The following is a 26016-nucleotide window of genomic DNA, read 5'->3' on the forward strand; positions in this document are numbered from 1 at the left end:
CTCGGATCGCCTGCAGGCAGGCTCCCACAGCAGCTTCGCTGAGAAGCCGAAGGCAATTTTCCATCTTGATGTGGGAACGTAGCGTAGCGGAGTAACGCACAGAGTGCGGCCTGAAGCCTGAAGGGTGAGCGAAGCGAATAATTTGCTTGCAAACGAAGCTTTGCCCAGCCTCGACCAAAACCATTTCGCGTGCAAGCACGCTCCCACAGAGGGAAGGCTTCGTCTTTGCTCTTCGCTATTGCGTGTTGCGTGATACAGCCGCAGAGCGGCAAAAAAAACGGCCCATAAAGGGCCGGGGGTAAGACGGTGGTTGCAGGGGTTGCAGGCCACCGTGATCGTGATGCCTTTCGGCAAATTCCTTACAGTGAAGCGTCTCCGAGTTTGAACTCCACCCGGCGGTTGGCTTCGCGCCCTTCTGCAGTAGCGTTGTCGGCGACCGGATCGGTTTCACCTTTACCCACAGCAGTAAGTCGTTGACGATCCACGCCCAGCGTGACCAGTTCTTCCACCACCGTGGCGGCGCGCTTTTCAGACAAGGCAAGGTTGGCTGCCGCTGGACCGACGCTGTCGGTGTAGGCCAGCACTTCAATCGCCACGCTGCTGTCACCCAAAGCGGCAGCCAGATTTGCCACCGCCTGCTTGCCCTTCTCGGTGAGAGCAGCAGAACCACTGGCAAAAAGAATATTGCGGGTATCAAGAGCAAAGCTTTTGCTGCAGCCCAACGCATCCACCGGCTCGCCCTGCTCACTGCCCGGGCAGGCATCCTTGTCGTCACTGACCCCATCGCCGTCACTATCAAGGGGAACGGCTTCCTGTGATATTTCGCAACCGGCAGCATCCACAGCAACATTGGCCTGGGAGTCGGGACACTGATCATCCCCATCCACCACGCCGTCACTGTCGCTGTCCTGCGGCGCACTGACCACAGCCATGGTATCGTCTGCCGGCACCGGTTCTTCTGCATGCTCAGGCTCTGCCGCACCGCTGCCACCAAATCGCTTCAGCACTGCCAGAGAAACCAGACTGGCATCGGTATCAAAACTTTGTGCCTCGGCACGTAGCGCCCAGCCACTACTCCAGCGATGCTCGGCACCGGCGCCGAAGTAGATCTGGCTGCTGTGCTCGGCATCCTCTTCCGTGCTGCCGGCATTGCCTTCCAGTTCACCACCGCCCAGGCGGGCGAAGAAGTCCCAACCTTTCTCACCAGGCTCAAGCCCTTTCAGAAAATACATGGCAGACACACCAGCAAAACGATAGGCCACATCCAGTGATGCCGGAGTCACCGCCTGACGCGCTTCCAGGCCGGCATCGCCCAGATCCACATACAGGGCTTCGGCCGCCCAGTGGGGGTGCCACTGGTAGCCACCCAACACCAGCAGGCTGAGATCGTTCTTGTCATCAAGGTGGTAACCCGCCTCATCGGCATCCGGCTGCAGCCAGGACATGCCTGCGCCCGCGCCCAGGTAGGCTTGCCCTGCCAACGCCAGCCCCGGCAACAGGGATGCCAGCGCCAACACGGTACGAGCCCCCTTGTTGCGCGCACGCACCAGCCCCGCCAGCAACAGCATCAGCACTGACAGCAGCGGCGTGCTGCCGGCTCCGTTCAGGCCGGTACCAATGGCACCACGATTAGTGGACGCGGCCTTGCTGGCCAAGGGATCCAGGTAATCCGGAATGCCATCACCATCCGTGTCCGGGCAACCGGCGCCGGTAAAGTCAGGACATTCTTCACTGTCCGTCAATCCATCGTTGTCGCTGTCATTGCCATCGCTGTCGTCACTGTCCGGATCCACATAATTGGGGATGCCGTCACCGTCGTCATCGCCGGAGCCTTCATCCTTGCTTGGCACGCCATCGTTATCGTCGTCGGTATCCAGGTAATCCGGGGTGCCGTCACCGTCGGTGTCATCATCACGGGGATCACCGTTGCCGTTGATGTCTTCGTCGGCAGTGTTGATGCCATCGTTGTCATCATCGGGGTCGATAAAGTCGCTGAAACCATCGCCATCGCTGTCCGGGCACGGCACACCATCCGGGCATTCGATACCATCACCCAGACCGTCGCCATCACTGTCGCCGGTATCCGGATCCAGGTAGTCGGGAATGCCATCACCATCGGTATCGGTTTCCGGACCACCTTCGTTGCTGGTGTCGACACCGTCGTCGTCATCGTCACTGTCGAGATAGTCCGGGGTTCCATCGTTGTCGCTGTCGTCATCGGTGGGATCACCGTTGCCGTCCAGGTCTTCATCACGGGTGTTGATGCCGTCGCCGTCATCATCCTCGTCCATGTAGTCCGGGGTGCCGTCATTGTCGCTGTCCTGACAGGGAACACCGGTGGGGCACTCCTCGGCATCGCTCAGGCCATCGCCGTCGGAGTCACCGCTGTTGTCGGCGGTACCGGCGCTGTTGTTGCTGTCCTTGTCGAGATGATTGGGAATGTTGTCGCCGTCATCATCGTTAGCCGGGCTCTCCGCACTGGTGTCAGTACCGTCACCGTCATCATCGGTGTCGAGATAGTCCGGGGTACCGTCACCATCGGTGTCGTCATCGCGAGGATCACCATTACCATTGACATCTTCGTCAGCGGTATTGATGCCATCGTTGTCATCATCCGCATCCATGTAGTCCGGTACGCCATCGTCATCGCTGTCCTGACAGGGAAGGGAACCACACTCCTGATCATCGGTGAGACCATCGCCATCCGCATCCCCCACGCCGGCAATGCCGTCGTTGGGATCCAGATAGGCAGGAATGCCATCGCTGTCTGCATCCGGCCCCGGATTGGTGGAGGCGTCGTCATCCATGTCGCTGTTGCTGTCTTCGTTACGGGTCAGCAGGCCATCGCCGTCGTCATCTTCATCCAGATAGTCCGGAATGCCATTGCCGTCAGTGTCGCGAGTGGCCCCTTCGGTAGCAGTGGGAATGCCGTCGTTGTCGTCGTCATCGTCCAGGTAGTCCGGCAGGCCATCGTTGTCGCTATCCGGGCAACCGGCGGAATAATCCGGACACTCGATGTCATCGGCAATGCCATCGTTGTCGCTGTCATTGCCATTGGCATCGTCGGATACGTCATCCGGATCCACATAGTCGGGGATGCCATCACCGTCGGTATCATTTGGATTGCCGGTATCGCCACCGACTTCATCACCGTCGTTCTTGCCGTCACCGTCGGTGTCCTGCTCATTCCCGTTGGAGCCGAGATCGTCTTCCTGCTGGTTGGTCAGGCCATCGCCGTCCGGATCGCCATTGGGGCCGTCCGTGTCATCGGCATCGATGTAGTTGGCAATACCATCGCCGTCCACATCCCCGGTGCCTTCATCCGCATCCGGTTTGCCGTCATTGTCACTGTCCAGATCACGGTAGTTGGGAGTCGTGTCGTTATCGGTATCCACCACACCTTCCACGCTATCCGGGATACCATCGTTGTCGCTGTCGGTATCCAGGTAGTCGGGGGTATTGTCATCGTCGGTATCGACCGTGCCTTCCACCGCATCGGGAATGCCGTCATTGTCGGAATCCAGAGTGCTGTCGATGGTGACGGAGCCATTCGTCTGCGAACTATTCCCGGCCAGATCCGTGCTGGTGACCAGCACTGCATAGCTGCTGTCTGCCAGGGTATTAGTGACGGTGACAGACCAGTTACCGGCACCGTCTGCACTGGTGCTGTACTGCTGGCCATCGATACTCACCACCACGGCCACATTGGGCTCAGCGGTACCGCTGAGTGTCGGGGTACTGTCCACCAGGGTGTCGCCATCTTCAGCGAAAGTCGCCATCTGCGGGTCAGTGATATCCACCAGCACATTGAAGAACGGCGCCGCCACCGTACCGGTGTTACCCGCCGCGTCGGAGGCCTGCGCCTTGAGCGTGTAAGCGCCTTCCGCCAGCACGGCGCCAGTGTAATCCAGGGTCCATTCACCACTGCCATTGGCAATGATGCTGCCGATCACGCTGCCGTTGAGCAACACTTCGACGGTGGCACCGGCATCGGCGCTACCGGAGATGATCAGGGTCTGGTCGTTGGTGACCCCGTCGCTGCTGCTCACACCGGAGTCGCCACTGATGGCGGTAACCAGTGCATCGCCGGGCGCCAGGTTATCCAGAGTGTAGCTTTCGTTGGCGCCACTGGGGCTGGTATTGCTCAACGGGTTGGCACTGGTATCGGTAATGTTTTGACCGCCAGCAAAACCCAGCGAAAGGATGCCATTGGCATCGCTGATGCCGGTGACGGTCACTGCGAAGGTATTGAGTGATTGGGCAGACACGGCGCTGATCATGGCGGTGCCTGCCGCCGCGCCGGAGGCGACAAAGTCGTCCGCACTCACGTTGTCCACCTGCTCACTGAAAACCACCTGGAAAGTGACGCTGTCCGCGTTGGTCAGTTCAGTAAGCGGGTTCAGTCGCACCACACTGACCACAGAGGGCGCCAGGGTATCGTTGGTGTTGTTCAGAACGGCTGCACCACTCAGATCGGCTACCGGATTAGCCGCCGCATCCTGAATCGGCGAGCCAGCGCCCGTGTAGCTAACGGTCACTGTGTCGGTATCTGCAACGGTGGCAGAAAGCGTCAACACCACCGTATTGCCAGTCACAGCAACAGCTGAAATCGTGACGCTGGCGCCGCCATTCAACTGCACAGCAAAATCCGCGATGGACGGCACTGAAGTGCCATCCAGGGTTTCATCGTAGGTCAGCGTCAGTGTATTGCCGATCACTTCAGCGCTGGACAGCGTCGGCGCCTGATTGTCGAGGGTATAAGTTTCACTGGCGCCAGAAGGCGCTGTATTGCCGAGTGCATTCCCGCTGGCATCAGCAATGTCCTGAGTCGGCGCAAAGGCCAGTCCCAGGGTACCGTTAGCCGCGGCGATACCGGTCACTGTCACACCATAACTGCCGCCACCCAGATCCAGCACACCGGACACACTGCCACCCGCCACCGTGCCGCTGACAACAAAGTCATCCGCACTGACGTTCTGCACGGGTTCATCAAAGGTCACGGCGAACGTGACACTATCGGCATTGGTCAGCTCACTGGCCGGGTTGCTGCGCATAATGCTGGTGACGGTGGGAGCGACCACATCGCCCGTCACCTCATCCACGATCACAGTGAGGATCTGGCTGTCGGTGCCGCCACGCTGGTCATCGGCCGTGACAATCACCAGATATTCATTGTCCACACCAAATACCGGCGCGCTGATGAAGGACAGTTGATCGCCATTGAGGACAAACAGCCCGGCGTCGGCACCACCGGTAATGGCATAGATGACGGTATCACCATTGGCATCGGATGCCGCCACGGTGGTGACCGATGTGGCGCCTTCATAGATATGAATGGTGGCCGTATCGCCACCACCATCGCTGTTGATTACCGGAAAAATGTTGGAGGCACTCAGCGGCGGGGAAAACGCATCCTGATCCTCAAAGCTGACCGACATGTCGTCGTTCTTGTTGTCGTAACCGCCCACGTCCGCATTGACGTTGTTGCTGTTGGTGGAGGTGGACAATGTGTAAGCGATGGCGGTGTCCTTGGTGACACCCAGCCCGCCGTTCAGGCTGCCAATCAGATTGCCGGACGGGTCAGTCAGTGGCTTGGCATTCAACACTGCCTTGAGCGCATCCCAGTTGATCTTGAAGCTGATGAATCGATCGGTGTTGCCGTCCAGATTGATATCGTCGGTACTGCGCAGCGGATCGGTGATGTTATCAACGGTATCGAAAGAGAAGTTGGTGCCGTTATCGAGCAAGTCTGCCACCCACACCGGGTTGATGGCAGAGCTGGTGCTGGGCGAGGTGTTAAGATCATTCCCCGCCTCATAGACGCGCACCTGACCATCAAAGGAAGCACCGGTCTTGCCATCGCCATCCATGCCGATGAACGCATCCAGATCACCATCCAGATCCACATCCATACCGATCCACAGATTACCCCCGAATCCTCCCTGGGAATTGGCGCCACCGACACGAACCCGAAACGCCAGTTCATCATCACTGGTATCACCGGGAGTACCCTTGTCATCGTAGATGGTGAGCATGGTGGCATCGAGATCCGTACCTACGATATCCACCCCGGGGTTGGAGCTGGCCTGCTGATCGTTGCCCGGGTCAAAGGCGGTGCCCTGCATGATGATGTCCCAGCTGGACACCGGCCCGGTCAGATCAATAGGTGTAACCGCCGCAGGAGCCGTCCCCGCTACGACCAGCAACCCCAGCCCCAAGAGACTGTGGCGCTCACGAAAAGAACCCCGAATTCTGGCCACGCTGGACCAGATCAGGCGGTGTGTATGCGATGTCATTGTGTTCCCCCGGAGCGCTATCCGTTTCATGATTCGACGCGGCAAATCTGTCAGTCCTTTGTTTTCCGGTACAAAACCGCTTTTTAATCAGACCCTTGCCAACCAATGTGACCCCTGTCACAAGATTAATGTGAACTCGAATGACTCGGTTACACAGCACCAACAAACGGCGCAAGATCGCCGACAAGCGGTAGCAAACGCGGCAGGAACGGTAAAAGCGGGGTCAGAAACCCTCCCCCTCACGGGAGAAACGGTTTCAGGTAGAGCGCGCAGACCATCGCTGTCTGCAAAAGGGGAGGCTCAGGAGGAGGGTTTGTCCTTGTCTTCATCCATCGGTGTGAGTTCCAGTTTGAGCCCATCCGAGGTCACAAAGGCGGCCGGTTTCTTCGCTTCACCTGGCCCTGCGGCCTCTGCCTGTTTCTCCAGATCCTCAGGCAGATAGGGCCCCATGATGCCCTTGGCTTCCTTGAGCCATTCGGGAAGATCATCCTGACGCTTTTCTTCTTCCGTGGGGGTCAGCCCGACCTTGTCCAGGTCCAGCGAGAAGGCCTTGGCTTTTTCCAGATAGTTGGTGACGGCCTGCGGCTTTTCATCGCTTTCCGGCAGGTAGGCCTGAAAGAACCCGCGCATCTCCACCAGCTCATCTTCCAGCAGCAACGGCACCAGAGTGGAATACATATCCATCAGGGTGATGGCGTTCTTGGTGGAATCGGAGCTGGTGGCAGACTGCAGACGCCGGGCCACCGCCGTGTTGAGAGTATGCAGTTCGTTATAGATTTCGGTCAGGCCATCAAACTCGATGCGGCCCTTGCCGGTAGCAGTACGGCTGAGAAAGTATTGCGCCAGCAGATACATGCCGGTGACCCGGAAGATGGTTTCTTCTTCCGAGCACAGCGGCAGATGGAAACGGGCCAGCGGCTTCATGAACGCCGTCTTGGGGCAGCCACAGATCGGATAGATCAGATCCAGCATGGAGGCCACCACCCGCTGCAAGCCGGTTTTCTGGCGTACCCGGCGTTCTTCAGTGACCACCTCCACCACCACCTCATCAATGGAGCGGGTGTCATGAAAGCGATCGACGATGCTGTGCATCTGCAGCGCCAGCGGACAATGACTGTGCTCTTCAGAGGACAGCGGACAGTGGGCGCACTGGCTGTACTCCAGCTCCGTCCAGCGAGGCGGATCCGGCACCTCATCGCCAATCAGGTCAAAGCTTTCCTCATCAAGGCGGAAATTGAAGGTTTCCAGCCTGTCCGGCCCCAACTTGATGCGATAGATGATGTCGACAGAATTCATGCTGCTTGCCGATGCCTGCTGTTGCTGTTTTTTTTAAGACCCTTGAACAAGGCCGTTTTTTGCAGAGTACTCCAGCCGATATGGATCGGGAAGCAGCCCCATCATACTAAAATCTTAGACGGTCGTGCCACCGACCCGCATCACAGTCAGGCAGGTTCCGTCCGGGCTTCCGCTTTCTGCTCATCGCGGCGCAGGAACATTTCCACGGCTATAAACGCAAAGGGCACCACCGCCGCCAGGAAAATCATCAGCCATACCAGTACTGACCAGTTGCGGCTGTTGCTCACCCAGAGGGACAGCACCATATAAACCAGGAACAGAACACCATGGGTCATGCCGATCATGAACACGTAATCGCGACTGATGATCCCCAGTGACACACTCAGAATAACGAGAAAGGACAACCCTTCAGCCGCGCTGGCGGCCCGGAACAGATTCAACACCACACACCCCATTTCATGGCAGCATTCTGCGGCAGTGCTTCCTGCACTAGCAGAACACTCACTGGCCCGGCCTGCACCGGCCCGGCATTGTTATACGATGGCACAGTGTTGTCGGGAACTCGTCGCCAGGCAAGTACATCAGTCGCACCATCCCTTGCGTTTGTCCTGCCAGGCCGGCAGACCGATGGCCTGTATCTGACTATACTGGCCCCTGCATTCAGCCCGTTCCCATTGCCTTGCCTGCGGTGAATTCATGGAAGAAAAGACGCGCCTGTTTCCGGTCATGGCCCGGACCAATCGCCCCCTCAAGCAACTGAGCGACAACCTGTACAAACTGGTGCAGAGCCATCTGTGGCTGAAGGTGGTCATTGCCATGGTGGCGGGCATGGGCACCGGCATGTTGCTCGGCCCCTCGGTGGGCTGGTTTACTCCGGAAACCGGCGCGGTGATCGGTAGCTGGCTGGCTTTCCCGGGGCACCTGTTCCTCGCGGTGATCCAGATGATCGTGATCCCGCTGGTCTTCGCTTCCATTATTCGCGGGCTGGCGGCCGGGGAAAATCTCGAACAGTTGCGTCGCATGGGCCTGCTGGTGGTGGGTTACTTCGTGGCCACCACCCTGTTTGCCGCTGGCATCGGGCTCTGGATTGCCAACCTGATCAAGCCCGGCCGCTTTCTCGACCCCAGCCAGATCACCGCCAGTACTGATGCCCTGCCCGACGCCGTCACCACTCTGGAAAAACCGTCCCTGTCATCCATCCCGGATCACCTGCTCGGCATCCTGCCGGGGAATCCGCTGGAATCCATGGTGGAAGGGCAGATGCTGCAGGTAGTGATTTTTGCCGTCATGGTGGGCGTGGCACTGATCTCCATGACGCAACAACAGGCCCGTCCCATGCTGGATTTGCTCGGTTCCCTGCAGCAGGTGTGCATGACGGTGGTGCGCTGGGCCATGCGGCTGGCGCCGCTGGCCGTGTTTGGTCTGATGGCCAGACTGACCAGCCAGACCGGCCTGGATGCCCTGATTGGTATGGCCATCTATGTGGCCACGGTACTGGCCGGGCTACTTCTCTTGTTGATCAGCTATCTGGTGCTGGTGGCGGTACTGGGCAAGATCCGCATCGGCCCGTTCATGGCATCGATCCGCGAAGTGATGCTGCTGGCGTTCTCCACTTCCAGCTCTGCGGCAGTGATGCCCCTGTCGATCAAGACAGCGGAAGACAAATTGCATGTGAGGCCGGCGATTTCCCAGTTTGTCATCCCGCTGGGCGCCACCATCAACATGAACGGCACCGCCCTTTACCAGGCCATTGCCGCCGTATTCCTTGCCCAGGTGTTCAACATCGATATTGGTTTGGGAGGCATGGCGCTGGTGGTCATCATGGCAGTGGGCGCGTCGATTGGTTCACCGGGTACCCCGGGTGTCGGCATCGTGATTCTGGCCACCACCCTGGCTACCATCGGCGTGCCGGCCACTGGGGTGGCCCTGATCATGGGCGTGGATCGCATCCTCGACATGAGCCGCACCGCCATCAACGTGACCGGCGACCTGGTGGCAGCGAAGCTGATGGATCGATGGATAAAAGAAGACGCTGAACGCCAGATGCCGGATGCCTGACGCAAGCGGCGAGTTTCGAGTTTCGAGTTTCGAGTTTCGAGTTTCGAGTTTCGAGTTTCGAGTTTCGAAAAGAAAAGCCTGCTCCGCTAAAAAGCTAAAGGTTTTCTTTAACGCTTTTGATATTCGCAACTCGCTACTCGAAACTCGCGATCTGTCCTTGTCTAACCCTCAGCAGACATCATCGCGATCAAAGGATGTTGGCATCAGGCGCCTGGCGTCGGGCGTCCGGCAGCCTTCATATTCTTCAACAGCGCCTGATACAGACGCACCGCCCTAATTGGTTTGCTGACGAAGTCATCCACCCCGGCGGCGAAGGCCGCTTGCTTGTCTTCCCGGCCCGCATTGGCGGTCATGGCGATGACCACATTGTCCTTGAGCCCGGGATTTTCCCGAATCTGCCGAGTGGCTTCGTAACCATCCATGATCGGCATCTGCACATCCATCAGCACCACATCGAAACGCTGATCCGCCAGCATCTGCAACGCCTGCCGGCCATTGCTGGCCACCGACACATCGACCCCGACGCGGGACAGCAACTCCTTCGCCACCATCTGGTTCACTTCGTTGTCTTCTACCAGCAACACATGTCGGCCCTTGAGCTGTTCGGCTTCCTCCGGATCCAGTTGATCCTTTTGAACTTTTGCCTTGCCGTCGGTGATGCCCATCCGGGTGGTAAACCAGAACTCGCTGCCCTTGCCGGGCTCGCTCTCGACACCCACCTGGCCACCGGTTTCTTCCACAATCTTGCGACAGATCGCCAGCCCCAGCCCCGTGCCACCATAAGCCCGGGTGGTGGAACTGTCCGCCTGCTCAAAGGGTTGAAAGAGTTTCTTTTGCACATCCTGGCGAATGCCGATGCCCTGATCCCGCACCAGAAACCGCAACTTGCAGGTGCGACCATCCCGGCTGATCAGTTTTGCCGTCACCCGGATTTCGCCATGGTCACTGAACTTGATGGCATTACCGATGTAGTTGATAAGTACCTGGCCCAACCTCAACGGGTCGCCGTAGAGGTTATCCGGCACATCATCCGCCACACTAAAACTCAACTTGAGCCCCTTGCTGGTAGCACTGTTGGCCAGCTGGCTTTCCACATTGTTGAGCACGGCCCGCAGGGAGTAGTGCTGGCGATCCAGCTGGAATTTCCCGGTTTCAATGCGGGAAAAATCCAGCACGCTGTTGATGATGCCCAGCAGATGTTGCACCGCCAGATCTATCTTGCCCAGATAGTCCTGCTGGGTCGCATCCACTGCCGTATTCCCCAGCAACTCCAGCAATCCCTGGATACTGTGCATGGGCGTGCGAATTTCATGGCTGATGTTGGACACAAATTCGCTCTTGGCCAGGCTCGCAGCCTCCGCCCTTTCCTTCTCCCGGTTCAGCTCCAGGGTGCGCAAGCGGACCTTCTGCTCCAGATCCATATTCGATTCGAGCACACTTTTCTGGTCACGATTCCGCTCAAGAGCAATCGCTGCCAGGCTGGCAGACGCCGAAATGGTTTCGATATCCACATCATCCGGGCGATGGGCCTTGCGATGATAAATGGCAAAGGTACCCAGCACCTTGCCATGACTGTCGCGGATGGGCTCCGACCAACATGAGCCCAGCTCCGCCTGGGCCGCCAGCGGCCGATAATCCTCCCACAGGGGGTCGGACATGATGTCTTCCACGATCACTCGCTTGCCAGTGTAGGCTGCGGTGCCGCAGGAGCCCGCCTTGGGCCCGATGGGCGCGCCATGAATCGCATCATTGTAGAAAGACGGTAGATGGGGAGCAGAGCCCAGCAGGACATGCTCGCCGGAATCATCCAGCAGCAGAATACTGCACAGGGCCTCGGGGTGCTGGGCTTCAACCCCCAGCACAATGGCATCCAGCACCGCATGAATATCCGCACCGGTGGCGATCAGATACAGCGCCCGGGCACGAGCCGCTTCACGTACCTCGATCTGCGCGCGCCGGGTCATGTCAGTCAGCACGCCCAACGAACCGGTGTAGTTACCCCCTTTGTCGAACAGCGGCGTACTGCCCACTTTCACCAGCAAGCTGCGACCGTCCTTGTGACAGAACCTGAGCTCCTGGTGCTCGTCATTCTGACGCTTGCGGTTAGTCAGGGTGATATGGGCCAGTGCCCGGGACTCTCGAGGATCAAGGAAATCCATGGCCGAACGGCCAAGCATTGCTTCCTGGGTATGGCCGAGCATGGCGGCCAGACGGGGATTCACAAACTGGATCCGGGCCACATGATCCAGTGCCCAGATACCTTCATCAGCCATCTCCACCATGCGCTCGTAACTGACGCCCAGAGAATGCGTGACGGAGTCCAGCGATAACGTACTCATAACCTCCCCTTCCTTGGGAGCAAGCCGGGACAAACCCGTTTTCAGTTCCTAATAATGTGCGCCTTATATTGCCTCAGGCCAACCTCGACAAAAGGTGAATAAATGCTTCAAGATAAAACGCATAGCCGGGTAACCCTTTGATTTTATGCGACCAACTCATGCTTATACCAAAAAGACTTTAACAACATATTCTTAGATTTAATTCCTATAATCCCTTTAAGATCCCAGGTGTGGCGGACAGCCTAAACGCAAGAAATGGCACTTCCGCAGCATGACACAGGCGGCTAGCGGGACCATTTTTCCCGCAATGTTTTCGGCCCGATATCGTCCACGCTATAGCCACCCGGGTGACTTGGAAACTCTTCCAGAGTGAGCAGCTTCGGCGTCTTGCGATGCGGCAGCATACGCATCACTCGGGCTCGAAGGCGCATGATAGTTTCCACCACACTGCGCATACGCTCACTGGGCAACGGATAATTCATCGCCTTCAATAGCGGCGTATCCATCAGCGCATACACCAGCGGCTCGGCGCTTTTCCATAGCGGCCTGGGCAGATAAAAACTCAGCAGCAAATCCCGGGTGGAATTGGCCACCCGCACCGTGGCATCGGTATTGGCGAAGGTCTTTTCCTCATACTCCAGACTCCAGGCTTCAAACGCCTCATAGGTTTCCGGAATATTCTCGATCCGCATGCGCTCGCCCACCGCACGCCAGAAATAGAACAGTCCCAGCCGCTCGTTGGGATACAGCTTGCGCCAACCGAACTTGTCCAGCCAGCGCACCGGCTCATAGATAAAGGTGGAAAGCGTATAGAGAAAATCGTCGTTGCTGATGTTGTAGTTGCCGTGGATACGATTCATGCGCTTGATGAACGTCTCGCCACGCTCGGATTCGTGGCCGTTCTCAAGAATCTCGTTAACGATCACCGCGGTGTCGTCATAGCGGCGCTGGGTAGCAACGGTGAATTCCCCGGTCTTGTCCAGCAGCTCGGCAATGCTCGGTACCGCAAAGGTACGAAACAGGGCCAGCTCCAGTGCCCGGGTCATGTCCCAGGGGAATTCCAGATAAGAGGTGAGAAAGGCAATCCGCTGACAATCCTTCTGCGGATCCAGCCGTGCAATTTCCCGTTCTACGTTGATGCGCTTTTTCATTATTCTCTCCCTGGCCACACCTGTCGGAGGGGTGTTGTCAGCAGCCTAGCACAGCAAGCGCGGCTGCCACCGTCCACAATGGCAAGATTAATGTTTCTGCACGTAACCCCATCAGGAGTGTGTAAAGGGTAAAAAATGCAAGAAGCGTGAATAACGTCGCACCGGGCGGCAACGTTCGCCGCACAGCAGCAAACATGCCTCACCCACAAATGGCATAATGCCACCACCTTGAACTCTGGATGATCCTGGAAGCCTCATGACCACATTACTGCTCAATCTGCGCCAGGTGCCTGATGATGAAGCGGAAGAGGTTCGCGCCCTGCTGGATGAACACCAGATCCCCTTCTATGAGACCGAGCCAAGCCTGTGGGGCATTTCATTCGGCGGCATCTGGCTGAGCAACCCGGATGACAAGGAAAGAGCCAAGACACTGTTGGCTGATTATCAGGAGGAACTAGCCCTTCAGGAGCGGCAACGCTACCAGCAGGAGCAGCGCGACGGCACCGCCCCCACCTTAATACAACGCATCGCTGAGCAACCGTTGCGCTCCCTGGCCGTATTGATCGCGGTAACGGGGCTGCTGCTGGTCACCCTGGTGCCTTTTCTGATGCTGGGCCAGGACAGCTAGCCTGCCGTCTGCATGAAAAAAGAAAGGTTCATCGCGGGTTTGCGGGAATCTGCTGCTCCAGCGCTTTACTCCGCCCCGAGTGAGATTGATGCCATGGGGCAACGAAAGAGCGGGGATCCCACTGCTGTCCCACAGTTTCATGAAGATCCTGAGGAAATGGAGGCGCCTTCTCCTGTGGGAGCTTGCTTGCAAGCGAATAGTCCTTTCCGCACCAACATTCGCCTGCAAGCAGGCTCCCACGAGACAGGCATCTGCGAGTGTCAAAATGCGCCGGTGAAATCCTGTTTCCCTAACCAGAGAAACCCGCCGGCTTGCCAGCCTGGCGGGTTTCGGACTTCGCTAAATCAAACTGTGGGACAGCAGAGGGGGGGATCCCGGGTTTTGTTCGCCCCTCCAGTGGGGCTCCTAAAACAAGAACAACAAGAACAGCAGCACTCAGCAATTCGCGCTCAGTGAACTCTGTGGCCTCTGTGGTAAATCCGCTTTTTATCTTTGCGTGTTGCGTGATGCATGAAGCATGTTGCAGCCGCAGAGCGGCCAAAAGAAAACCGCCTGCTCGGCGGTTTTTATGCATCGGCGCCTACGCGTCTTCCACCACAAAGATCATATAGCGGATGATATTGTGCAGATCCTCATCGCTGAGATCCGGGTTGTTACCCCGTGGCGGCATCTTGTTGAAGCCATCAATGGCGTGCTGTAACAGCACCTCTTCTCCTTTGGCGATACGGGGCTTCCACATCTTCTTGTTGCCGATCAGGGGTGCATTGCGCAGCCCGGATTCATGGCATTGATGACAGCGGTCCCAGAACAGCTTCTCACCCGCCTTGACCTCATCGCTCATCACCGACTGCGCCAGCCCTTCGGCCCCGAGCAGCAACAGGAAACCGGCCAGGTAAGACTTGAACCCCAAAGAAAGGAAAAATGCGCCACCCGTTCGGGGTGTGCGTCCCTGTGGCAACCACGACATAATGAACATTACGGCCTCCAGCCCTCAACCCAAAGGAATCAATGATACACATTTATTCTTTTGTCTCACAACAAGACTGTCACGCCTAGCCGATCAACGGCCAGGCAAGCCTTGGCGATTCGGCCAGTTCATCGCTACGTCAGCCAGAGGAGAGGCACCTTACCGACAAACCCGCCCGAAAGTATCAAGTCACTCACCGCATCTCCCTAACCGCTTTTCCCTTTCTGCATCGACGCCATCCCGCCCGGGCCACAGGCTTTTCATTGTGCAAACCGCATCCCGGATTTCGCCCGACACTCACCTACACTCCCTCTGCCCTGACGGGCTATGCATCCATGAACGGATATCACAACAGAATATTGAGGGACCAATATGCACATCCTCCGTCGGACCAGACAGGCCGCTATCGCCCTGGTCAGCACTCTTGCCATGGGCCAGGCCCACAGCTTTGATTTCGATACCGGTAACGCACCGGCAGAAGTCATCATCCCCACCATCATCCCGGTGATCCTCGAAGACGTTTCCCCGGGTGCCAGCGATGCCACCCTGGTCCTACGCAATACCACCCTGGTGACCAACGCCTGGTTTGATGCCATCGCGCCCTACCACCCCACCGCTGTCGGGGTGTACACCCAACATGCTCACCGCCTCAGCGAACCCACCGACAGCGAGAAGAACACCGCCATCTTCTATGCCAGCTACCAGGTCATGAAGAGCCTGCACCCCAACCGCATGGCCACCTGGGATGCCATGATGAACAGCGTGGGACTCGACCCCGCAGATAACAGCACCGACCCGAACACCCCCGTGGGCCTCGGCAATCTGGCTGGCATGAACGTAGTCATGAATCGGGAAAACGACGGCATGAACCAGCTCGGCAATATTGCCGCAGATGGATCCACCGCCACCTATCACCGGGTGCCCTACCGGGACTACACCGGCTACAAGCCCAAGAACACAGCCTACGACCTGAAACACCCGAGCCGCTGGCAACCGGCCATCGTGTCCAGCGGCAACGGCCTGTTCAAGGTGCAGCAGTTTGTGACGCCGCAGCTGAAAAACGTCACCCCCTACTCCTATAACAACCCGCAGAAGTTCCATGCACCGAAACCCTGGAACAGCTTCGTGCAGAACTGGGGCGGTTACGTGGGGCAGGCCCAGGCAGTGCTGGATGCCTCTGCCAATCTCACTGAGCAACAAAAACTGAAAGCGGAATTTTTCGATAACAAGTTTCGCAGCCTGGGCTTCTCCGCCTTGCAGGCCGCCGGCGTCAACCAGCTGTCACTGATGGACTTTGTGCATCTGGACTTTCTCGTCAACCTGGCCGCTTTTGATACCGCCATCGCCATCTGGCAGGAAAAATACCGCCATGATGCGGTGCGCCCGTTCAGCGCCATCGCGCATATCTGGGGCGACAGTCCCGTCACCAGCTGGGGCGGCCCGGGCATGGGCACCGTCAACGACATGCCCGCCAACCAGTGGAAGAGCTACATGAACGTGGCCGACCACCCGGAATACCCGTCCGCTTCCGCCAGCTTCTGTGCCGCCCATGCGCTGGCCGCCCGCGAGTTTCTGGGCAACGACAACCTGCTCTGGCATATCCCGATTCCCGCTGGCCATTCGGTGGTGGAGCCAGGCCTCACCCCGGCCGCCGACACCGAAATCGTCTTCAATACCTGGACCGAGTTTGAACAGGATTGCGGTGAGTCACGGGTATGGGGCGGTGTGCATTTCCCGGATGCCGTGCCTGCCGGGCAGGCCATCGGCCACGAGATTGGCGCACTTGCCTATGACTTTGTGATGGACCATATCCAGGGAACGCCCTGATCATACCCGCAAGGCCTGAGCAGGCTCGCCCATGGGGGAGCCTGCTTTCTTTTGAGCCAACAGATTTTCCGTATCCGCCAACAGAACGACATCTGGATACCCATTTACCAGCCAAGCCGTCAGAGGGTTATTGCTTCTTCAACGTCAGGCGTTGGGTTTCTGGCGTCCAGCAATCTCCATGTGAACCCAGATACCAACCCTCACCCCAACGGCCCTTTCCCTAAATCCGCGACGCACCATTATTTATCCCTTCCTCACGCACAAGCGTGCTAAATTTGCAGCATCATGGACGACAACTGAACAACATCAATGCGCATAATCTGGCTGTGGATCTTTCTTTTCGCCCTTCCCTGTTCCGGACAAGCTGCTGCTGAAACCGCCTTTACCCGCATCACTCAGGCACAGTTTCTCTATACCGAACATTCAACCACCCAGATACCTGATGGCAATTGGCAAAACACCACACTGCCGTTCTCGGGCTCCTACTCCCAGACAAAGGGCACTTTCTGGTTTCGATTCCAGCTTGATTCGCTGCCCGAAGAGCATCGAGACAGTCTTTTCGTCAGTAATCACGTCTTTGATATCAGTATTTTTCTGAACGGCCATCCCTCCGGCGATACCCAGCGCCTCGATGGCAGGGAGTCCACCGGCTGGAATCACCCCTTCTACACCCGATTGCCCGCAGCCCACTGGCAGGACTCCGGCAATGAACTGGTCATCCGGATTCGCAGCGGCGAACCCAATGCCGTGTTATCACCGCTGATCATCGGCGATCAGGACGTGCTGCTGTCCCACTATCAACGGGCGGTGTTACAGAAAATCAGCATCGCCGAATGGAGCATGATCACCTGCCTGGTCATGGGCAGCTTCACCCTGTTCATCTGGGTGCTGAGACGTAGCGACAGGCTGTATCTGTACTTCTCCCTGCTCTGCTTCAGCTGGTCGATAGTAATGTTCTACCTGGCCGTTCCGTTTGCCCCCATCGATCACGGAACATGGTTACGTTTTGTCTTCTACTGCGTGGATCTGTCCGGCTTTTTTCTTTTCATGTTCCTGTACAAGCTGATGGCACTGGACAGGCCATTACTGAGAAACACCGCCATCGCCACCATTATGCTTTCCGGTGTAATCCTGGCCATCATGCCCATGCACCTTCATACCCTGATCATCACCCTGGTACATGGCCTGCATCTGGCGCTGGTGGTTTATCTGCTGGTCATTGGCACGCGCATCGCCCTGCGCAAGCGCAGTAAGGAATTAATGCTGTTGATCCCCGGGTTCCTGATGATCGCCCTGCTGGTGCTGCACGACATCTACGCCTTTCAGGTTGCGGCACAACAACCTGGCCGATTACCGGAAGGTACCTATATGCAGTACGGGTTTGCCGTATTGCTGATACTGATATTCGCCCACCTGGTTCGCACCTTTGTACGCGCCCTGAATCACAGCGAAACCCTCAACAGCCAGCTGGAAACGCGTGTCGCCGAAATTTCCGCATCACTGGAACAAAGCTATGCGGAAAACCATGCCCTGGCCCTCTTCAACCACGCCCAGCAGGAACGCCAGAAAGTCTACCGGGACCTGCACGATGACGTGGGCGCCAAGCTGCTCTCCATCCTCCATTCCCGTGCCCCGGATGAAAAATCCCTGCTCGCCAGGGAGGCGCTGTCCTCGCTACGGGAAACCGTGAATCAGAGCAAACGGGATATCATTCCGCTCAATGAGCTGATCGCCAACGCCGTCACCGAAACCGAGAACCGGCTGAGCCATGCCGGAATCGCTTTCCAGTACGACACTTGTGACGATATCCCCGATACACCCGCAGATCCCGCCAAGGCCTATCACCTCAGCCGTATTCTTCGCGAGCTGACCTCCAACATCATCAAGCATGCCGGTACAGGGCAGGCACGACTGCGCTGCGAAATTGCGAACAACACTCTCAGCCTGGTCATCAGTGACGAAGGCCCCGGGCTCCCGGAAGACGTGGAACAGCGCGGCATGGGCCTGGCTAACATCCGTCATCGGGCAGAGGAAATAGGCGCTACTGTGGAATGGAGCCGGAAACGCACTATCGGCTGTCAGTGCAGTCTGACGATCCCACTGGCTTCAATGGCATTAAGTTACTGAGACGCCTCCGGACCACCCAATACACGAACCCGGGCCCTGAAGAGGCACTACAAACCCGCAATCAGAGCCCGCACCGTAGCCCGCTTGATCATTTCCGGGTCTCCCCAGGGATACTCGGGAATGGTGATCAGATTCATCGCCACTCCCTGCATGCCGCACATCAGTACACTCTGTTTTTCATCCGGATCACCATCGCCAAGTACACCCAGCGCCTGTGCATCCACCACCGCCTGCCGTAATACCTGAAAGCCTTCCTGAATACCGGAGCTGTCCACGAAGTAGCTTTCGTCCTCTGACTGGGGCTGATCCTCAATCAGGAAAATAGCGCGGTAATCGTCGGGACGTGACAACCAGAAATCCAGATAAGTCAGACACATGGCCTCCAGACGATCAGCCGGTTCGGTGCTATCGGCGCAATGCTGCAGACCCGCGATCAACTCGGCAAAGATCTCCCCCCAGATATGCAGTAGCAGCTGCCGCTTGCCGGGAAACAACTTGTACAGCGCTGCCGGCGAGCAGTCCGCCAACGCCGCAATCTTGCGCATGGATACGCCGTGATAGCCCTCCTCGGCAAACAAGGTACGCGCTGCATTGATAATCCTTTCGCGGCTGTCGGCCGCCTGTTTCTGGCTGCGGGGCGGGCGGCCCCGACGAGTCGGTTTGGACGGGTTTGAGATCATGGCTTGACTTTTAGTGAACGCGTTTACTAAATTATATGTCCTGCACCTCACAAATCAAACAGCAATGTGCGAGAACACCATGAACCATACCGATCTGGAGCAAGATGTCATTATTGTTGGCGCCGGCCTGGCCGGGCTGAAAGCTGCCCTTGAGCTCCAAAAGTCCGGCAAACGGGTGCTCGTACTGGAAGCCCGCGACCGCGTCGGCGGGCGCTCCATGCCAGGCGAGATTGCCGGGCAAACCATTGATCTGGGTGGCCAGTGGGTGGGACCGCAACAAACCCTGTTGCTGGAGCAGGCAGCCACCCTTGGGGTGAAAACCATGCCGCAGTACACCGCCGGAGCCAGCATCCTGTCCATGGATGGCAAACGCAGCACCTACACTTCCGACATCCCCAAGCTGCCGTTCCTGTCGCTCATGGAGCTGGCCCTGCTGGAACGGCGCTGGAACAAGGAAATGCAGAGCCTGCCCACTACGGCAGAGCCCTGGCTGGCCGCCAAGGCAGAACAGTGGGATTCACAGACTCTGGAAAGCTGGATCCTCAGCCACGTGCATACCCGTGGAGCCCGGGAGTTCGCCCGCACCATCACCCGCGCCGTGCTCTGCGCCGAACCCCGTCAGGTCTCCTACTTGTGCTTTCTCGAATACCTGCGTCAGGGAAAGAGCCTGGAAACATTGATCGCCACCGAAGGCGGTGCACAGCAGGACAAATTCGTGGGCGGGGCTTGGCAGATCCCGCAACGCATGGCAGAACAACTCGGCGATGCGGTTCTTCTCAATTCCCCGGTTCAGGCCGTGGAGCAACACCACGACAGCGTGACCGTGATCAGCAACGGCGTGCGCTATCACGCCTACCACCTGATCATGGCCGTGCCCCCCGTACTGGCAGCCAAGATCCAGTTCAACCAACCACTGCCCAGCAAACGCAGCGCATTGCTGGAGCGCATGCCCATGGGCTCGGTGATCAAGATCCATATGGCCTACGAGAAACCCTTCTGGCGACATCGCGGCCTCAACGGCGCCGTGGTCAGCAACGACCGGGCATTCAATGTCGTCTTTGACCAGTCACTGGATGATGACGGCATGGGCGTGCTGGTGGGCTTTATGGATGCAGACCACGCAATCGCCATGAGCGGCAAGGATGAAGCCACCCGTCGTCAGCAGGCGATCACCGATCTGGTTCATTACTTCGGTCCGGAAGCAGCCAATCCCATTGCCTACGTGGAACAGGACTGGACGGCGGAGCCGTGGAGCCGCGGTTGCTATGTGGCCCACACCGCGCCCGGCGTCATCACCTCGTTTGGAGATACCTTGCGAGAACCCTGTGGCCGCATTCATTGGGCAGGAACGGAAACCGCCACCGAATGGTGCGGCTATCTGGATGGGGCGCTGCAGTCAGGCATCCGCGCGGCCAGAGAAGTCATCAATCGACAGCAAGGCTAATCAAAGAAGAAGCGCAGAGGAGGCCGGACCTCCCCTGCTCAACCTTCAGGCCTTGCCCGGATCAATCAGAATCTTGGCGTGCTGCTCGGGATTCCCCAGTGCGGCAAAGGCATCGTCCACACCGGACAACCCCACCGTGCCGGTAATCAACGGATCCACGTTCACCTTGCCTTCGGCAATCATGTGTAACGCATCGCGGAACTCGATGGGCATGTAGCCCAGCGTGAAGCGCAAATCGATTTCCTTGTTGATGGCATTCACCGGGTAGATCTGATCCTGTTTCATGCACACCCCGGCCACCACGATACAGGAGCGCAGCGGCGCTTCGGCGATGATGCTGTCGATCATCCCCGGCACACCTACACACTCAAAAATTACCGGGCGTTTGGGATTGGTCACCCCCGCCACTTCGGCGGCCCGCCACAACGGCTCCCAGGGCAGTGGCGTCATGCGCAGCATGGCCATGCCGTCCAGCGCCATCTCGAACAGCTGCGGAGCGTTCACCACAAAGCCCCGCTTTTCCAGCCCGTCATAGGGGCTGCCCTGGGTCGGGTCCACCACCACATGGGCGCCCATGGCCTTGGCCAGCTTGCGGCGTGTCGGAGAAAAATCACTGGCCACGATATGCTTCACGCCCTTGGCCTTGAGCATGGCGATCACCCCCAGACCAATGGGGCCACAGCCAATCACGATGGCGGTGTCACGGCGACTGATGCCGGAGCGATTTACCGCATGGAGCGACACCGCCATGGGCTCGGTCAGCGCCGCATGATCATCGGAAATGCCGTTGGTGACCGGGAACGCCAGCGACTCTTCCACCAGCACGCGCTCGGCATAAGCCCCCGGCGCCTGGGTCGACAAGCCGGTCAGGTGCGCCACCCCGTTGTTACGGCGCATGGGCATGGCCACCACCCGCTTGCCGGGCTTCCAGCGGCGATGCGTGCGCGGCCCGTAGTCGGCAATTTCGCCCACAAACTCATGGCCCAGCACCACATGCTCATGGCTGCGCATGATATGCGGATAACCGACACGTTCGGTAGCTTCCGCCAGTTCATCGGCATGATGACGGGCATGCAGATCCGATCCACAAATCCCGCAACGCAACACGTTCAGCAGTATCTGCCCTTTCTCAGGCTGCGGCTCGGCCACATCCTGCACTTCAAACTCACCGTGATGACAGACCACTGCTTTCATGTTTGTTCCTCTGGCAACGCAATCGGGATCAGACTCCAGTCTCGCTATCTGCGCCTGCGAAAACAGGTCGCGAGGAGCCAATTGTCGGGTTGGATAACACCTTGAATCACCAAGGCGTCACATGCATTGGCCCCAAAAGCCTGATGCGCTACTCACTGGCGTTGCTGCGTGCCGAGTGATTAAGGAGCCTCTGAATAACTCCTTGCATGCTCAGTCTTTCAGGCTGATTCACAATCTAGGCGCACTTTTGAAGGCATGCTGGTTGCCTGTCGAGAAAGTGCAACAACGAGTGTGGATCAGCCTGAAAGACCCGGAGGGCGTGGCCTGGAGCGCCCATCTGCTGCGCCTTGCCTCTCGGAAAGGGCACCACCCTGACCATCGAGACAAGACACAACAGTTGCACGCTCCAGGCCACGCTGAGTACGCAAGGAGTTATTCAGAGGCTCCTTAACGATCCACCACCAGATTGAAAGCAATGGAAATGCGCGGGCGCTCGCCCTTGTAAGGCGCCACCATGTGGGTCAGGAAGGAGGGGAACAACAGCAGGGTTCCGGTCACTGGCTGGTACGACACGTTGGGGGGCCGCTTCCATTCCTTCCCCATGGGCAGGGGATCGAAAAACAGGATCTGACCACCCAGATCGCCCTTGTCGGATCTGGCCGCATCCCCGGCATCCACATAAAACACCCCGGACCAGGTGCAAGGCATGTGTTCATGGGGGGCATTCCAGTCCCCTTTCTCATTCATATTGGCCCACGCCGCCACCATGCGGATGTCCTTGAACTCACGCTCCGCTTCGAAATCCTTGATACAGGCACTGGCCACCTGCAGCAGGCTGACCATGATGCCGTTGAGCAACGGCTCTTCCTTGAGATGCAGATCATCACTGGAATGCCAGCCGCCTTGGTTACTGCGCACACTGCCACGATCTTCCTCACGAAGGCGGTGCAAACAGGTGATCAGCGCAGCCTGATGTTCGGAAAATGCCGGCAGATGCTTGTCGTAAATCGGTATACCGAAATGCCATCGCCCCTGAATTGACGATGGATCGCCGGAAGTGCTCCCCATGCTTTTCTCCAGTCAGATAACACGGTTCGTCATGACCGCTAAAAGGTATTAAAGCGCCTCAGAATAACTCCTTGCAGGCCCCCAACGCTGCCAGACGCCGGATGCCCGACGCTCAAAAAGACGCCCTTGGCGATTTCGGCAAGCATTTCTCAGGCCGCAGGGACCTGCTTTCACCGCATCAACCACTAGGTGAAATCCGCAATGAACCCATTAATAACATCCAGGCTGGCCCCTCCCCTCCCTCATTAGTATGAATTTCGCCCGGATGCATAGAGCAGGAAAAGCAACTTTGCTAGCGTCGACGAACGTCGCGCTTTTTGTCAGCGGCCCAGGCGCTCTTGTGGGGGATGACCGCAGGAATCCGTATAACCATAAAAGGGATCATATTATGAACGCACTCCTGCCACCTTCATTTTCACGCACGGCGCTGGCCGCAGCGATCAGCTTCACGGTCAGCGCAGCCCGCGCCGACGAGTTTATCGTGACCAACCTCGATGCCAGCCTTAGTGAAGGCAGCCTGTCAGCCCAGATTATTGCTGCCAATAACAACCCCGGGGCTGACACCATCACCTTTTCGGTAACCGGCACCCTCTACACGAACAGCTCATATCTTCCCAGAATCAAGGAAGATCTCAGCATCATCGGGCCAGGCCAGGACAGTTTGATCATTGACGCCGGCGAAGGCGGTGCAGAGGGCACACTGTTCGGCACCAACCTTGCCAACAGTTTGTCTCTCTCCGGACTCACTATTACCAATGCCGACAATGGGGTCTTACATGCCGATGCCGGTACAGATGTGACGCTTGATAACGTCACCATCAGGGACAGCAGCACATCCTTTCCCGATCTTATCTTTCTCACTGAAGGTGCAGACCTGACCATTGAAAACAGCAAGCTGCATAACATCACCATGTTCAGCAACAGCGCTATCATCCATCAAAACCAGGGCAGCAATGGCCTGACGCTAAGCAACACCCAGTTCACGGACAACAGCACAGAGAGTCAGCCCATCCTGGTGAACGGTGCCGATCTGGTGGTGGAAAACAGCCGCTTTGATAACAATTCCGGCTACGGTGCTGGCGTGCTCAAACTGACTGGTGTCAACGAGGCCTCCATTACCGGCTCCACCTTCACCAACAATACCGTCACCGATCAGCATGGCGGTGCTATCAGTGCCAACCTCAGCAACCTGATCGTCACCAATAGTACGCTGAACAAGAACACCGCCAGCATGGGCAGCGGTGGCGCCATCAACCTTGAAAATGACAGCACCATGGAGCTTACCGGCTCTACCGTGAGCCAGAATACCTCTGCCAGCCGGGGCGGCGGCATCCGATCCAGCCAAAGCGCTTTCGCCATCAATTTCAGTCAAATCACCAACAACGCAGCCGATCCGGATAACCTGGGCGGATACGAAGGCGGCGGCATTGAAGCCACCGGCGGCAGCGTCTCTATTTCCGATTCGCTGATCTCGGGAAACACCGCTGCCGGCTATGGCGGCGGGGTCAGTTTGTCATCACCCGCGGTCACCGTTATGGGCACTGAAATCAGCCAGAACAGTGCAAAAGATTCAGGCGGAGCCTTCCTGAATGTCTCCGGGGGTAATCTCACCGTGATGCGATCACGGTTCATCGCTAACACTGGCGAGGGCAACGCTTCTACCGCTGGAGCCGTCACGGTTTATGATGCGTCTCCAGAGTCCAGCATTCTGTTTGATGACACCACGTTTTCCCAAAACGTGGGAACTGCCGGCCCCGCCATTCACTTTGATCTCAGCAAACTCGACACAACGCTAAGCGTAAGCGACTCTACATTCAGTGATAACCAGGGTGCGGACAAAGCCGCCATCATCTTCGACGCAGGTGAGTACTCTGCCGATCTCTCAGTACTGGTTGAGAATTCCACTTTCTCGAACAACACAGCCAGTAACGCCACAGCCGGCATTATCTTTGGGCCATTTACCGATACGGCAATAACGCACTCCACCTTCGTGAATAACAGCGGCGACAGTGAAAACTCTGTCCAGATACACGCGCCAGCCAGTTATGAGTCTGGCGCAGAAGCGATGAGCATGAGCTTCACTGCAATGGCATCAACCAACAGCCGTGACATTCTCGTGGGGGGCAGCGCCTATTTCCCCAGCGGCACCGATGCGCTCAATCTGGAAGGCAGCAACAACATCATCCAGAACGGCATTGATCTGGTGGCCGCCTCGGCGGACAACACCACCGGCCTGACAGAACTTGATCCCGGCCTGGCACCGCTGGCCGACAACGGGGGCTATACGCTCACCCACGCCCCGCTCAGTGATACCAGCAATACCGTGGCATTGGCTGCCACCGGTACCCGGCCCAATGGTAACCGGGATCAACGTGGCGCCCTCAACACGGATGCCGAATCCGACATCGGCGCGGTGGAATACAACACCAACACGCCACCGGAACTTGCCATCAACATTGGCAGCGAAGTATCCGGCGTGGTGAATGTGCCGATTCCCGACATCCAGCTCTTTGACTTTATTACCGATGCCGATGGCGATGATCTGACCATTGGCCAGATCACAGGGCTACCGCCCGGCATGGGCGCCAACAAGGAAACCGGCATCATCAGTGGCACGCCGACAACCCCGGGCACCTTCCTGGTCACGGTGATCGTGAGCGACAATGGCGACCCGGTGATGAGCCGTGTCTTTACCGGCAAAGCCGTGATTACGGAAACCGCACCCGCGACTATGCCCATTATCAGCAGTGGCGGCGGTGGCGGATCAGCGTCCTGGCTGTGGCTCTCCCTGCTGGGCCTGCTCGGCTTGCGTCGCAACCGATCCTGAGTCTGCGTTTGAAATAAAAAAACCGCCTTCCAGGCGGTTTTTTTTGCCGCTCTGCGGCCGCAGCACGCTTCATGCATCACGCAAAGATCAAAATCAGATTTACCACAGAGGTCA

Annotated in this window: 15 protein-coding genes; 6 read left to right on the forward strand and 9 right to left on the reverse strand. The window is 57.8% G+C overall.

The window, feature by feature from the left end; all coding sequences use genetic code 11:
• Window positions 1–359 precede the first annotated feature (359 nt).
• The 3 genes from MWU49_RS08630 to MWU49_RS08640 all read right to left on the reverse strand — a co-directional run bounded on the left by MWU49_RS08630 (window position 360) and on the right by MWU49_RS08640 (window position 8035).
• Window positions 360–6296: an Ig-like domain-containing protein gene (locus MWU49_RS08630; protein WP_246970634.1), complete on the reverse strand. Its 5937-nt coding sequence runs from the start codon at window positions 6294–6296 to the stop codon at window positions 360–362.
• Window positions 6297–6596: 300 nt separating this feature from the next.
• A complete protein-coding gene (locus MWU49_RS08635) occupies window positions 6597–7592 on the reverse strand; it encodes a hypothetical protein (protein ID WP_246970637.1) in 996 nt (331 codons plus the stop codon).
• Between the two features lie 146 nt (window positions 7593–7738).
• On the reverse strand, window positions 7739–8035 hold the full coding sequence (locus MWU49_RS08640; protein ID WP_246970640.1) for a DUF3817 domain-containing protein: 297 nt from the start codon (window positions 8033–8035) through the stop codon (window positions 7739–7741).
• Window positions 8036–8288: 253 nt separating this feature from the next.
• On the opposite strand from MWU49_RS08640, the gene MWU49_RS08645 reads away from it, so the two are divergent.
• Window positions 8289–9650 carry a dicarboxylate/amino acid:cation symporter gene (locus tag MWU49_RS08645; RefSeq protein WP_246970642.1) on the forward strand — a complete coding sequence of 454 codons (1362 nt, stop codon included), beginning with the start codon at window positions 8289–8291 and terminating at the stop codon, window positions 9648–9650.
• Between the two features lie 203 nt (window positions 9651–9853).
• Here the strand turns inward: MWU49_RS08645 and MWU49_RS08650 are convergent, their stop codons facing one another.
• Entirely contained in the window at window positions 9854–11989 is a 2136-nt protein-coding gene (locus tag MWU49_RS08650; RefSeq protein ID WP_246970646.1) for an ATP-binding protein, read from the reverse strand.
• 284 nt (window positions 11990–12273) lie between these two features.
• A complete protein-coding gene (locus MWU49_RS08655) occupies window positions 12274–13140 on the reverse strand; it encodes an oxygenase MpaB family protein (protein ID WP_246970649.1) in 867 nt (288 codons plus the stop codon).
• A 256-nt stretch (window positions 13141–13396) separates the two neighbouring features.
• On the opposite strand from MWU49_RS08655, the gene MWU49_RS08660 reads away from it, so the two are divergent.
• Window positions 13397–13768: a DUF6164 family protein gene (locus tag MWU49_RS08660; protein WP_246970652.1), complete on the forward strand. Its 372-nt coding sequence runs from the start codon at window positions 13397–13399 to the stop codon at window positions 13766–13768.
• 580 nt (window positions 13769–14348) lie between these two features.
• Here MWU49_RS08660 and MWU49_RS08665 read toward each other — a convergent pair.
• Window positions 14349–14744: a c-type cytochrome gene (locus tag MWU49_RS08665; protein ID WP_246970654.1), complete on the reverse strand. Its 396-nt coding sequence runs from the start codon at window positions 14742–14744 to the stop codon at window positions 14349–14351.
• A 363-nt stretch (window positions 14745–15107) separates the two neighbouring features.
• Here MWU49_RS08665 and MWU49_RS08670 point away from each other — a divergent pair, with 363 nt between their 5' ends.
• Entirely contained in the window at window positions 15108–16562 is a 1455-nt protein-coding gene (locus MWU49_RS08670; RefSeq protein WP_246970656.1) for a vanadium-dependent haloperoxidase, read from the forward strand.
• Between the two features lie 309 nt (window positions 16563–16871).
• Window positions 16872–18689, forward strand: coding sequence for an ATP-binding protein (locus tag MWU49_RS08675; protein WP_246970659.1), 1818 nt, complete (start codon window positions 16872–16874; stop codon window positions 18687–18689).
• Between the two features lie 47 nt (window positions 18690–18736).
• Here the strand turns inward: MWU49_RS08675 and MWU49_RS08680 are convergent, their stop codons facing one another.
• On the reverse strand, window positions 18737–19369 hold the full coding sequence (locus MWU49_RS08680) for a TetR/AcrR family transcriptional regulator (protein WP_246970662.1): 633 nt from the start codon (window positions 19367–19369) through the stop codon (window positions 18737–18739).
• A 79-nt stretch (window positions 19370–19448) separates the two neighbouring features.
• Between MWU49_RS08680 and MWU49_RS08685 the strand changes: the two genes are divergently transcribed.
• The gene (locus MWU49_RS08685; protein WP_246970665.1) at window positions 19449–20813 is read left to right on the forward strand and encodes a flavin monoamine oxidase family protein; all 1365 of its coding nucleotides are present in this window, start codon (window positions 19449–19451) and stop codon (window positions 20811–20813) included.
• Window positions 20814–20858: 45 nt separating this feature from the next.
• Here MWU49_RS08685 and MWU49_RS08690 read toward each other — a convergent pair whose 3' ends face one another.
• Both MWU49_RS08690 and MWU49_RS08695 read right to left on the reverse strand, forming a co-directional pair.
• A complete protein-coding gene (locus MWU49_RS08690; protein WP_246970667.1) occupies window positions 20859–22007 on the reverse strand; it encodes a zinc-binding dehydrogenase in 1149 nt (382 codons plus the stop codon).
• A 447-nt stretch (window positions 22008–22454) separates the two neighbouring features.
• On the reverse strand, window positions 22455–23075 hold the full coding sequence (locus tag MWU49_RS08695) for a TIGR02466 family protein (protein WP_246970669.1): 621 nt from the start codon (window positions 23073–23075) through the stop codon (window positions 22455–22457).
• Window positions 23076–23463: 388 nt separating this feature from the next.
• On the opposite strand from MWU49_RS08695, the gene MWU49_RS08700 reads away from it, so the two are divergent.
• Complete coding sequence (locus tag MWU49_RS08700) at window positions 23464–25902, forward strand: right-handed parallel beta-helix repeat-containing protein (protein WP_246970671.1); 2439 nt, start codon at window positions 23464–23466, stop codon at window positions 25900–25902.
• The last annotated feature ends 114 nt before the right edge of the window (window positions 25903–26016 follow it).

It is taken from the genome of Alcanivorax sp. S6407 (genome assembly GCF_023016115.1).
Taxonomy (GTDB): domain Bacteria; phylum Pseudomonadota; class Gammaproteobacteria; order Pseudomonadales; family Alcanivoracaceae; genus Alcanivorax.